Here is a 12,211-nt window from a genome sequence, read left to right on the forward strand (position 1 = left end):
GCAGCAGGAATGGCTTGTCAATCGCACGCTCTGGTTCTGGGATGTAAGAATCCAGGAAGCCAGCCAGTTCGATGATTTTCGCTTCCCACTCAGCGTCGCCTTCCAGCGCTTTCAGCGCGGAACCACGAACGATTGGAGTGTCGTCGCCCGGGAAATCGTACTGAGACAGCAGTTCACGAACTTCCATCTCTACCAGTTCCAGCAGCTCTTCGTCATCAACCATGTCGCATTTGTTCAGGAACACGATGATGTAAGGAACGCCTACCTGACGACCCAGCAGGATGTGCTCACGAGTCTGAGGCATTGGGCCGTCAGTCGCAGCAACAACCAGGATCGCGCCGTCCATCTGCGCAGCACCGGTGATCATGTTTTTAACATAGTCGGCGTGGCCTGGGCAGTCTACGTGTGCGTAGTGGCGAGTCGGGGTGTCGTACTCAACGTGAGAGGTGTTGATGGTGATACCACGAGCTTTTTCTTCTGGTGCGTTATCGATCTGGTCGAATGCACGAGCAGAACCACCGTAGGTTTTAGCCAGAACGGTAGTGATTGCAGCGGTCAGCGTTGTTTTACCATGGTCAACGTGGCCGATAGTACCGACGTTAACGTGCGGTTTTGTACGTTCAAACTTTTCTTTAGACATCGATTGTCCCTCTAAGACACGGATAAATCGGTGATATCACCACATCAACCAGGCGAAATGCCTGAATTGTTGAATACAGTAAAATTGAAACAGAGAGAAACGGGAAGGAGAAGTGAAGTGGTGCTGATACCCAGAGTCGAACTGGGGACCTCACCCTTACCAAGGGTGCGCTCTACCAACTGAGCCATATCAGCACGTATTGGAGCGGGCAGCGGGAATCGAACCCGCATCATCAGCTTGGAAGGCTGAGGTAATAGCCATTATACGATGCCCGCATCCTGAAACTCGGCTACCCAGTTCTTTCTGTAACAAAAAAAGAGATTTCTCTCTTTTTCAGTTTGAGCTGGCTAATTTTTCCAACCAGCTCCGGCGGCATTTACGCTGCCAGAAAGTGGTGGTGGGGGAAGGATTCGAACCTTCGAAGTCTGTGACGGCAGATTTACAGTCTGCTCCCTTTGGCCGCTCGGGAACCCCACCGGACTTGATGGTGCCGACTACCGGAATCGAACTGGTGACCTACTGATTACAAGTCAGTTGCTCTACCTACTGAGCTAAGTCGGCATCAAGTAGCGCGCATTCTATGGATACCTGCGCGGTCATGCAACTAAAAATTTGCATAAAACGTTCTTTCGCTCACATTTTATGCGAACGCAGCGCTAAGCGATGTAAAAGTAGTCATTCCGGGTCAAATAATCAACATACAGGCATGATTTACATCGCATACACCGTAGCGTGACGGCTTACGCGTAACGCAGCGCTTTCCATCTTTTTTCTTATTATTCCCGCCATCTGGTGTTAACCTCCTGCCCATTGTCCAAAATTAACTGTGTGATGAGCCACGTCCCGGCAGCATAGCGCTGGCTCACTGAAGCATGCTTATGAGCAAAAAAGAGCAAACGTTAATGACGCCTTATCTTCACTTTAACCGCAGCCAGTGGGCTGCCCTGCGTGATTCCGTCCCTATGACGCTGACGGAAGGTGAAATCGCACGGTTAAAAGGGATAAACGAAGATCTGTCCCTGGAAGAGGTGGCAGAAATTTATCTCCCCCTCTCTCGCTTGCTTAACTTCTATATCAGCTCCAACCTGCGCCGTCAGGCGGTGCTGGAGCAGTTCCTCGGAACCAATGGTCAGCGCATTCCTTATATCATTAGTATTGCGGGCAGCGTGGCCGTGGGTAAAAGCACTACCGCACGCGTGCTGCAGGCGCTGCTGAGCCGCTGGCCGGAACACCGCAGCGTTGAGTTGATCACCACCGACGGCTTCCTGCATCCAAATGAAGTATTAAAAGAACGCGGGTTGATGAAGAAGAAGGGCTTCCCGCTCTCTTATGATATGCACCGTCTGGTAAAATTTGTCTCTGACCTGAAATCTGGCGTGCCGCACGTCACGGCGCCGGTCTATTCACACCTGATTTACGACCGCATCCCGGATGGGGATAAAACGGTAGTCCAGCCGGATATCCTGATCCTTGAAGGTTTGAACGTGCTGCAAAGCGGCATGGACTATCCTCATGACCCGCATCATGTGTTCGTTTCGGATTTCGTCGATTTCTCTATCTATGTTGATGCGCCGGAAGATCTGCTGCAGAACTGGTATATCAACCGCTTCCTGAAGTTCCGCGAAGGGGCATTCACCGACCCGGACTCCTATTTCCACCACTACGCCCAGCTTTCTGAAGAAGAGGCGATTAATGTGGCCAGGGGGCTGTGGAATGAGATCAACTACGTGAACCTCAAAGAGAACATCCTCCCGACGCGCGAGCGTGCGAGCCTGATCCTCACCAAGAGCGAGAAGCACGCCGTCGACCAGATTCGCCTGCGAAAATAGTCAGGCAGACATAAAAAAACCGGCTTAGCGCCGGTTTTTTTTCGTTATGCGTGCGGCTTCTCGCCATTTTCATCCTGATCGACCGCAAAGCAGGCGACCAGCTGACCGCCATAATCCTTCAGCTGCGGCTGAAGCTGGGTGCACGGGCCAAAGCGGCGGCTGCAGCGCGCGTTGAAGGCACACCCCGGCGGCGGATTCAGCGGACTTGGCAGTTCACCCGTCAGCTTAATGCGCTCGCGACGATCGTCCGGGTTCAGACGCGGCGTCGCAGACAGCAGCGCCTGGGTGTACGGATGACGAGGATTACTAAAGATCTGCTCTTTGGTCCCCTTCTCCACGCAGCGCCCCAGATACATCACCATCACTTCATCGGCAATATGCTCCACCACCGACAGGTCGTGAGAGATGAACACATAAGACAGCCCCAGATCCTGCTGGAGATCCATCATCAGGTTCAGCACCTGCGCGCGCACGGAGACGTCGAGCGCCGAAACCGGCTCATCGGCAATCACCACATCCGGATCGAGCATCAGCCCGCGGGCGATGGCGATACGCTGACGCTGGCCGCCGGAGAACATATGCGGGTAGCGGTCGTAATGCTCGGTTTTGAGGCCGACCTTCGCCATCATCGCCAGCGCTTTTTCACGGCGCTGCTCTTTGCTCAGATTGCTGTTAATCAGCAGGGGCTCTTCCAGGATCTGTCCCACTTTTTTACGCGGGTTCAAAGAACCGTACGGGTTCTGGAACACAATCTGGATTTTCTGGCGGCGCAGCTTCTGCGCCTGCGGGTCGTGCTTGAGCAGATCCTGGCCCTGATAATAAAGCTCACCGCCGGTCGGGACTTCAATCATCGTCAGCAGACGGCCCAGTGTCGATTTCCCGCAGCCTGACTCCCCCACCACCGCCAGCGTTTTACCGCGTTCGAGGGTAAATGACACGCCGTCCAGCGCTTTCACCAGGCGCTCAGGGGCAAAAATCCCCTTTTTCACCGGGTAGTGTTTTTTTAGGTCGATGGCCTGCAACAGCGGTTGTTGCGTGGTGGCCTGTTGCGTACTCATAGTGTTGGCCTCCCGGCATCATCGAGTGGGTAGTGGCATTTTGACTGTCGACCGTCGGCCAGCAGATTCAGCTCTGGCTCCTCAACGCGGCATTTGTCCGTCGCATACGGGCAGCGCGGATTAAGCAGACAGCCCTGCGGACGGTCGTATTTGCCCGGAACCACGCCCGGCAGCGACGCCAGACGCGCTTTGTCCTGAGCAAACTCCGGCAGCGCGCGCAGCAGTGCCTGGGTATACGGATGACGCGGCGCGCGGAAGATATCGTGCGAATTCCCGGTCTCAACCACCTGGCCGGCATACATCACGATGATCTTGTGTGCGGCTTCGGCCACCAGCGCCAGATCGTGCGTAATCAGCACCAGCGCCATATTCTCTTTCTGCTGCAATTCCAGCAGCAGCTCAATGATTTGCGCCTGAATGGTCACATCCAGCGCCGTTGTCGGTTCATCCGCAATCAGCAGCTTTGGTCGACAGGCAATCGCCATGGCGATCATCACGCGCTGGCTCATCCCACCGGAAAGCTGGTGCGGGTAAACGTCCAGCCGGGATGCCGGGTCAGGAATACCCACCTGGTTCAGCAGGTCGATCGCGCGCTGGCGACGGGTTTTCTTGTTACCACCCTGGTGCACCTTAATCGCTTCCATAATCTGGAAGCCGACCGTGTAGCACGGGTTCAGGCTGGTCATCGGGTCCTGGAAGATCATCGCCACTTCGGCGCCCACCAGCTGGCGGCGCTGTTTCTCAGAAATGCGCTTCAGGTCCTGACCGTTGAACTGCAGGTTTTCCGCCATCACGCGGCCCGGGTAATCAATCAGCCCCATGATTGCCAGTGAACTCACCGACTTACCGGAACCGGACTCCCCGACGATACCAACCACTTCGCCCTGATTGACGCTGTAGCTGATGCGGTCCACGGCGCGAAACGGGGTGCCTTCGTCGCCGAAGTGCACCGATAATTTATCTACATTTAATAACGCCATCTCGTGCCTCTTACTGCTTCAGTTTGGGATCAAGCGCATCACGCAGGCCATCACCCATCAGGTTAAATGCCAGCACCGTCAGCAGGATTGCCAGACCCGGGAAGGTGACAACCCACCAGGCGCTTTGTGCGAACTGCAACACGTCGGAGAGCATAGTGCCCCACTCCGGTGTTGGCGGCTGCGCACCCATGCCCAGGAAGCCAAGAGCGGCCATATCAAGAATGGCGTTAGAGAAACCGAGCGACGCCTGAACGATCAGCGGCGCAAGGCAGTTAGGGAAGATATTAACGAACATCTGGCGCATCGCACCGGCACCCGCCACGCGAGAGGCGGTCACGTAGTCGCGGTTCACCTCCACCAGCACCGCCGCGCGTGTTAATCGCACATAGTGAGGAAGCGCCACGAAGGTCAGCGCCAGGGCGGCGTTACCGATCGACGGGCCGAAGATCGCCACCAGCACCAGAGCCAGCAGCAGGCTTGGCAGCGCCAGCATGATGTCGACGATACGCATAATGATGTTATCAACGATGCCGCCGAAGTAACCGGCAACCAGGCCGAGGATGATCCCCATAATCAGGGAGAGCACCACCACCAGACAGCCAACCAGCAGCGACAAACGCGCGCCGTACATCAGACGCGACAGCACATCGCGGCCCACATCATCGGTACCCAGCAGGTGCGCCAGACTACCGCCGTCCTGCCAGGCAGGAGGTGCCAGCAGCGCATCGCGGAACTGATCCGCCGGGTTATACGGCGCCAGAAAGTTCGCAAACACCGCAATCAGAATCATGATAGCGACATACACCAGCCCGACTACCGCGCCTTTATTGCGCTTGAAGTAGTGCCAGAACTCCTGCAGCGGCGTCATTGGAACCGGTGCAGCAACAGCTTTGTTTTCAGAAACCTGTGACATGATGGCCCCTTACTTCTTATGACGAATACGCGGGTTCACCACGCCGTACAGCAAATCGACCAGCAGGTTGACGAGGATAATCATCGTCGCGACCAGCAGCACCCCACCCTGCACCACCGGATAGTCACGGCGTTGCAGCGCATCAATCAGCCAGCGTCCGAGGCCCGGCCAGGAGAAGATGGTTTCCGTCAGGATCGCCCCCGCCAGCAGCGTACCCACCTGGAGGCCGATAACGGTCACCACCGGCAGCATGGCGTTACGCAGCGCGTGGACGATGATGACGCGCATGCGGGTTAAACCTTTGGCGCGCGCGGTACGGATGTAATCTTCACCCAGCACTTCCAGCATGGAGGAACGGGTCATACGCACGATCACCGCCAGAGGAATGGTGCCCAGCACCATGGCAGGCAGGATCATGTGCGCAACGGCATCAATGAAGTTGCCCTCCTCGCCCCAGATGGCCGTGTCGATCAGCATAAAGCCGGTTAACGGATTGGTATCATCAAGGAAGACCATATCGCTGACGCGTCCGGAGACTGGCGTCAGGTTCAATTGCACCGAGACCAGCATGATCAGCATCATGCCCCACCAGAAGATAGGCATGGAGTAACCGGTCAGCGCCAGCCCCACGGCGGTATGGTCGAAAATAGAGCCACGCTTAACGGCAGCCAGTACCCCAACAGGAATACCCACCGCAGTGGCGAAAATCATGGCGCAGATGCCAAGCTCCAGCGTCGCTTTAAAACGCGGCACGAACTCGTCCCACACCGGAAGACGGCTTTTTAACGAAATCCCTAAGTCACCGTGCATCACGCCCCAGATATAGTGGAGGTACTGCTGCCACATCGGCTTATCGAGGCCGAGTTCAGCCAGCAGCTGCGCATGACGTTCAGGGGAAATACCACGCTCGCCCGCCATAATCATTACCGGGTCGCCGGGGATCATATGGACGAAGGCAAAAGTGAGAAGGGTGATACCGATAAACGTCGGGATAACAAGTCCCAGACGTCGGAGGATGAACTGCAACATAACCCGGATTCTCTCTGATGACGCACGGCCAGTGGCGTGACGTCTGTATTGCTCACAAATCTTATTCCCTCCCCTTTCAGAGAGGCAATAAAGCACTGCTGCCGGGTGGCGCTACGCTTACCCGGCCTACATACCGTAGGCCAGTGCAAGCGCAGCGCCGCCTGGCGTTGCTTTTAATTATTCAACCGATACGTTTTCGAAGTGGTGTTTGCCCAGTGGATCAACCACGTAGCCCTTCACTTCTTTACGCACTGGCTCATACACGGTGGAGTGAGCAACAATCAGCGCCGGAGCCTGATCGTGCATAACAACCTGAGCCTGCTTGTAGAGTTCAATACGTTTGTTGTGATCGTCGGTCGCACGCGCCGGCTGGATCAGGTCTTCAAACGGCTTGTAGCACCAGCGAGAGTAGTTAGAGCCGTCTTTCGCTGCCGCACAGCTGAACAGGGTGGCGAAGAAGTTGTCCGGATCCCCGTTGTCACCGGTCCAGCCCATCATTACCGCCTGGTGCTCACCCGCTTTGGCGCGCTTCAGATACTCGCCCCACTCGTAGGTCACGATCTTAGCCTGAACGCCAATTTTCGCCCAGTCAGCCTGAACCATTTCCGCCATACGGCGTGCGTTCGGGTTGTACGGACGCTGTACCGGCATCGCCCACAGCTCGACGGTAAAGCCTTTATCCTGGCCCGCTTCTTTCAGCAGCGCTTTCGCTTTCTCAGGATCGTAACTGTAGTCCTTAACGTCGTCGTTATAGCCCCACATGGTTGGTGGGATCAGGTTCTTGGCAGCAACGCCCGCGCCCTGGTAAACGGCCTTGATGATCGCTTCTTTGTTCACCGCGTAGGTCAGCGCCTGACGTACTTTCACGTCATCAAACGGTTTCTTCTCGGTGTTGAAGGAGAGATAGCCTACGTTCAGGCCCGCCTGCTCCATCAGGTTGATGTTTTTGTCCTGCTTCATGCGCGCGATATCTGCCGGGTTCGGGTACGGCATCACCTGGCATTCATTTTTCTGCAGTTTAGCGTAACGTACGGACGCATCAGGCGTGATGGAGAAGACCAGACGGTCGATCTGCGGCTTGGTGCCCCAATAGCCCGGGAAGGCTTTATACAGAATACGGGAGTCTTTCTGGTACTGCAGCAGCTGGAACGGGCCGGTACCGATTGGGTTCAGGTCCACTTTTTCCGGCGTGCCGGCTTTCAGCATGTTGTCCGCATACTCTTTAGAGAGAATAGAGGCGAAGTCCATGGCCAGGTCAGCCAGGAATGGCGCTTCCGGACGGGTCAGCACGAACTGAACGGTTTTATCGTCTACTTTTTTCACTTCGGCGATCAGGTCCGGCAGACCCATCCCTTCGAAGTATTCGTAGCTGCCGCCAGACACTTTGTGGTACGGGTTCTGGGCGTTTTTCTGACGGTCGAAGGAGAACACAACGTCGTCGGCGTTAAAGTCGCGCGTTGGTTTGAATTCTTTGCTGTCCTGCCACTTCACGCCCTGGCGCAGGTGGAAGGTATAGGTTTTGCCGTCTTCGCTGATGTCCCACTTCTCGGCCAGACCCGGAATCACTTCCGTGGTGCCGGTTTTGAATTCAACCAGACGGTTATAAATCGGTACAGAGCTTGCGTCGTAAGTCGTACCAGAGGTAAAGAGCTGTGGGTTAAAGCCTTCCGGCGAGCCTTCAGAACAGTAAACCAGGGTTTTTGCCTGTACGCTTGCTGCCACGGTCATAGCCACCAGGCTCAGACCAAGCTTCAGCATCCCTGACTTCTTCAAGGAAATACTCATTATTCTGCTCCAATGTGATGTTTTGCTTTGTTGTGTTACGCCGCCAGACCTTTATTTATTTTTTACCCGGTCCGGTCGGAGGTGCCCGAAGGCGTTAAAGGGATGGAGAATCCTTTCAGAAGAGCGTTTGAGTTGCAGCGCAGATCGTCCCTGAAATGCCCCTCATGCCCTACAATCTGTCAACAGAATGTGAAAACGTCAATACAGGTGACGGGGATTTGCGCCGAGTGTGAGAAACCGCAAACAAAGATTAAAAAAACCCTGAACGCCAGTTTTCAGCAGGGAAATTTATGCTACTCGCCAACTTGCAGCACAAATATCTTCATATTTCGCAACAATCAGTGATTAACTTTTATTCAGAATGGGTAAATTTTCTTGCAGAATGGTGATTATCTGAGCACTAAATACCGCGAACGTTAAAACGCACAGCGAAAAATGCTGAGGTTATCCATAAGCAACGCGAAAAAAGATCAATCTATATATAAAAAAATACAATGGATTATGTCACAAAATCGTTAACAGGCAGGAAGAAGCGGGGATAAGGGGCATTTTACTGAATCAGGATGAGTAAGCCGTTAATGCAAAAAGGGCTAACCTTGCGGTTAGCCCTTTTCAGAATGTGGTCGGCGAGAGAGGATTCGAACCTCCGACCCACTGGTCCCAAACCAGTTGCGCTACCAAGCTGCGCTACTCGCCGAATGCGGAGCGCATCTTACTGCTGAGGTGCGCCCCCGTCAATCCCTTATTTTCAAAAAGCCATTCAACTGGCGATATTCTCGCCAGAGCAGCTACTGCGCGGCTTTTGCGGTGTTATCAGGGAGTTTACACCAGTTGTTGTTTTCGTTAATCCCACCATTCGGTGAGGTATAGCCGAGGCAACCCATAATGGTATCGTACAGCTCAACGTGACGACGCGGCACCTTCATTTCCGCCTCTTTCTTAAGCTGAGCAAACATCTTCGCTTTCTCCGGATTTTCAAGATACTTATCCGACATCCACATGATCATCGGCACGCGGAACTGCTCCGGCGGTGCCAGCTTGCGCGGCGTACCGTGCAGGTGCTCTTTCTCATTAATGGACTCACCGTGGTCTGCGGCGTAGATAACAATCGCTTTTTTATCACGCAGCTGGTCAATCACGCGGCTCAGGAAGGTATCCACATACAGAATGGAGTTATCGTAGGCGTTGATCAGCTCCTGCTTGCTGCAGTCTTTATTAATGCCTACGCACTCAGGCTGCCATTTCGCGAAATCGCGCGTGTAACGCTGGTAATAACTGTAATGCGACCCTTTGGTATGCAGAATGACGAGATGTTTGCCCTGCGGGTGATTCTTCAGAGACTGGGACATCTCCTCAAGCAGCAGCATGTCGTCCACGTTTTTCCCGCGGTTGCGAGGCTCGGCACCAATCTGCTCACGATACGCGATGTTATCTGCCAGCGTGTTGGTGTAGAACCACATCTCACTTTGCATGGCGAACAGATCGGAGCTAAATCCAAGCTGCTTCAGCACGGCAAAGACGTTTTGTTCTTTCAGCGTACGTTGCGGGTTATCGCTCGCCCCGCCTTCACGCACAAACATACAGCGCAACGAGAGCTTCGTGGCGGTATCGCAGGAATAGCCGCGGTAAGCCACCAGATTCTTCTCCTGCGCCAGTTTCGGCGTGGTATCGCGGTCATAACCGAGGATACCCATATGATCCCAGCGCGTCGTTTCACCGATGACAAAGACTACGTAAGTATCACCCAGCCCGTCAGCCGGCGCCTGGTAGGTGAACTTTTTGGTCGGGTTAATCAGCGATTTTACATCGCTGGATTCGTCCGCCTGTGCCCAGGCGTAAAGACCTAACGCGGACAGCCAGTTGGACGGCAGATACGAGTTAGCCACCACGCCGCCATAGCTCGGCATATCCACGCCCGTCGCTTTTTCGATCCGTTTTTGCTGTTTTTCCATCAGGCGAATCGGCGCCCACACCAGCAGGCCCGCCAGCAGAACGACGGCGACGTTGCGGATGCGCTGTCCCCGGGTACGCAGCTGGCGTAACAGGGTATAACGGCAGGTATTACTCCAGATAAAGAAGAGCGGGATCAGGCAGGTCAAAATCGTCCATATGATGAACCCTTGACCCACCACCTCTTTCGAGAGGTCGATGTCCGTGGTCATCACCGAGGCGACAATACCGTAGCCAATGACCACGTTCATGAATGTCATGTAATAGCTTGCGGCGGCAGAGATAATCACCACCAGCGAGGCCAGAATTTGCCATGTACGTCGCCCAAAAAGTGAGAGCAGGCGTAACAGGAAGAAGGTTGCCAGGATAGAGCCAAACACTTCGATGACGGCAAAAATTCCATTTCTTACGCTGAGGTGTTCGAAATAACCTTCCACACGTCTGAACAGTACCGCGCCATTCAGAAACAAACCGATATAGACAGCCAGCATCAGACACAATCTTTGCTGGGTAAGAGACCTAATATATTTCATGCAAACAACCCTGGGGGAAGGGGTATAAAGACCCGCCGAATCTCAGTGAGAAAGCTGACAGAGTAAGTAGATGCGAGCGAAACCGTTATCAGAAACGTCTACAAGCGCGATAAGTAGACCACAGCGGGAAAGAAAAGTGGCAGCAGAGAGTGTGATCGAGGAAATTTTTTACAAAATAACAAGTCCGGAAGTGATGTTGAGATAAAAAAAAGAGGCCCTGAGGCCCCTTTTCATCGAATCATGCATGCGCTTCTTTATACACTTCGCGCTGTGGCTGACGAATCGTTGTGGACAGCGCCAGCGAGATAATCAGCAAGGCAAATATCACGCAGAAGGTCACGTAGAAGCCACCGAACAGCGAGGCAATCAGCGACCCGCAGATACTGCCGATACCGAAGCCGAGATAAATGACGCCGTAGTTTTTCGCCAGATTGTTGAGGCCGAAGAACTCGCTTACCAGCGACGGGAAAACGGTAATGGTGCCGCCGAAGTTAAAGGCGACGCAGGCAATCGCCGCAAAGAAAGTCGCCTCGTTCAGCGGTGCAAACAGCAGCGCCGCCATGCCTACCAGAGAGATGACCTGCCCCAGCGTAATCACGCGGATGCGGGCGATTTTGTCAGACAGGATACCGAGCACCAGACGACCCGAGAGGTTAGCAATGGAGATGACCGTCACCGCATTCGCCGCCGTCGCGGCATCCAGTTTTACCATCCCCTGCGCGATATCTTTCGCCACACCGATGACATACAGACCGCTCATGCAGGCCGTCAGGAACATCACCGCCAGCATCCAGTACTGCGGTTTACGCATGGACTGCGCGAGGGTGAAATCATTCTCCACCACGCCGTTAACGGTTTTCACTTCCTGCTGCGGGGCATCTTTCATCAGCGTGGCGCCAAACAGAATCATCACCAGGACAATAGCCCCCCAGATCATGAACGTTTTTTCGAGGCCAACGGACGCCAGCAGTTGAGAGTCGATAAATTTAAAGCCAAGGCTGCCCAGGCCATAGGAGCCGATAGCAAACGCGGAGATTAAGCCTTTACGCTCCGGGAACCACTTCACGCAGTTCGACAGCGTCAGCAGGTAACCTGCGCCGTCCGCCAGCCCCACCAGCACGCCGGCGCTCAGCCACAGCATCATCAGGTTGCTGGAATGCGCCGTCAGGAAAAAGCCCAGGCCCAGCAGAATGCCGGAGGCCATGGTCACGCGCTTCACGCCGAAGCGTTCCTGAAGTTTGCCCGCCACGGAAGAGGAAATCGCTAATCCAAGACTCAGCAAGCCGAAGGAGAATGCCACCTGGCTTATCGGCGCGCCGAGCTTATCAGACAAGGCGCTGTTAAACAGACTCCAGGTATAAACCGAACCCAGTGCGAACTGGGTAATGATGGTGCCGAATAGCGTCAGCCAACGCGTGCGGTTATAGGTTGAGGTGTTCATGGCAGTATCCTGCAAGAGAAATTAAGGAAATTCGCTGAGGACACGATAAACAA

At 54.5% G+C, this 12,211-nt stretch carries 9 protein-coding genes and 5 tRNA genes; 1 reads left to right on the top strand and 13 read right to left on the bottom strand.

The features are described from left to right. The 5 genes from AC2FAJ_RS14540 to AC2FAJ_RS14560 all read right to left on the bottom strand — a co-directional run. Positions 1 to 640, bottom strand: a 640-nt coding sequence (locus AC2FAJ_RS14540) for a GTP-binding protein (protein WP_485454263.1), incomplete at its 3' end; no start/stop codon positions are given. 118 nt (positions 641 to 758) lie between these two features. Beyond that, positions 759 to 834: transfer RNA gene (locus AC2FAJ_RS14545), tRNA-Thr, on the bottom strand. Between the two features lie 6 nt (positions 835 to 840). Then, a tRNA-Gly gene (locus tag AC2FAJ_RS14550) sits at positions 841 to 915 on the bottom strand. Positions 916 to 1,032: 117 nt separating this feature from the next. Continuing rightward, positions 1,033 to 1,117 (bottom strand) — tRNA-Tyr (locus tag AC2FAJ_RS14555). A gap of 8 nt (positions 1,118 to 1,125) precedes the next feature. Next, a tRNA-Thr gene (locus AC2FAJ_RS14560) sits at positions 1,126 to 1,201 on the bottom strand. Between the two features lie 317 nt (positions 1,202 to 1,518). Here AC2FAJ_RS14560 and coaA point away from each other — a divergent pair. Next, positions 1,519 to 2,469: a type I pantothenate kinase gene (gene coaA, locus AC2FAJ_RS14565; protein WP_032644951.1), complete on the top strand. Its 951-nt coding sequence runs from the start codon at positions 1,519 to 1,521 to the stop codon at positions 2,467 to 2,469. A gap of 44 nt (positions 2,470 to 2,513) precedes the next feature. Here coaA and dppF read toward each other — a convergent pair whose 3' ends face one another. The 8 genes from dppF to AC2FAJ_RS14605 form a co-directional block, all read right to left on the bottom strand. Next, positions 2,514 to 3,527, bottom strand: coding sequence for a dipeptide ABC transporter ATP-binding subunit DppF (gene dppF, locus AC2FAJ_RS14570; protein WP_028015094.1), 1,014 nt, complete (start codon positions 3,525 to 3,527; stop codon positions 2,514 to 2,516). Beyond that, positions 3,524 to 4,507 (bottom strand): dipeptide ABC transporter ATP-binding protein, encoded by a 984-nt coding sequence (gene dppD, locus AC2FAJ_RS14575; RefSeq protein ID WP_041911597.1) that lies wholly within the window; start codon positions 4,505 to 4,507, stop codon positions 3,524 to 3,526. Before dppD ends, dppF begins: the two co-directional genes overlap by 4 nt. Positions 4,508 to 4,517: 10 nt before the next feature. Continuing rightward, positions 4,518 to 5,420 (bottom strand): dipeptide ABC transporter permease DppC, encoded by a 903-nt coding sequence (gene dppC, locus AC2FAJ_RS14580; protein ID WP_028015093.1) that lies wholly within the window; start codon positions 5,418 to 5,420, stop codon positions 4,518 to 4,520. A 9-nt stretch (positions 5,421 to 5,429) separates the two neighbouring features. Beyond that, positions 5,430 to 6,449, bottom strand: a complete 1,020-nt coding sequence (dppB, locus tag AC2FAJ_RS14585; protein WP_028015092.1) for a dipeptide ABC transporter permease DppB — start codon at positions 6,447 to 6,449, stop codon at positions 5,430 to 5,432. 177 nt (positions 6,450 to 6,626) lie between these two features. Then, positions 6,627 to 8,234 carry a dipeptide ABC transporter periplasmic-binding protein DppA gene (dppA, locus tag AC2FAJ_RS14590; RefSeq protein ID WP_028015091.1) on the bottom strand — a complete coding sequence of 536 codons (1,608 nt, stop codon included), beginning with the start codon at positions 8,232 to 8,234 and terminating at the stop codon, positions 6,627 to 6,629. A gap of 620 nt (positions 8,235 to 8,854) precedes the next feature. Beyond that, positions 8,855 to 8,931: transfer RNA gene (locus tag AC2FAJ_RS14595), tRNA-Pro, on the bottom strand. Positions 8,932 to 9,022: 91 nt separating this feature from the next. After that, on the bottom strand, positions 9,023 to 10,717 hold the full coding sequence (eptB, locus tag AC2FAJ_RS14600) for a kdo(2)-lipid A phosphoethanolamine 7''-transferase (RefSeq protein WP_163332990.1): 1,695 nt from the start codon (positions 10,715 to 10,717) through the stop codon (positions 9,023 to 9,025). A 238-nt stretch (positions 10,718 to 10,955) separates the two neighbouring features. Beyond that, the gene (locus AC2FAJ_RS14605) at positions 10,956 to 12,158 is read right to left on the bottom strand and encodes an L-lactate MFS transporter (protein WP_041911599.1); all 1,203 of its coding nucleotides are present in this window, start codon (positions 12,156 to 12,158) and stop codon (positions 10,956 to 10,958) included. Positions 12,159 to 12,211: the final 53 nt, after the last annotated feature.

Source organism: Enterobacter cloacae complex sp. 385G4 (assembly GCF_057320665.1).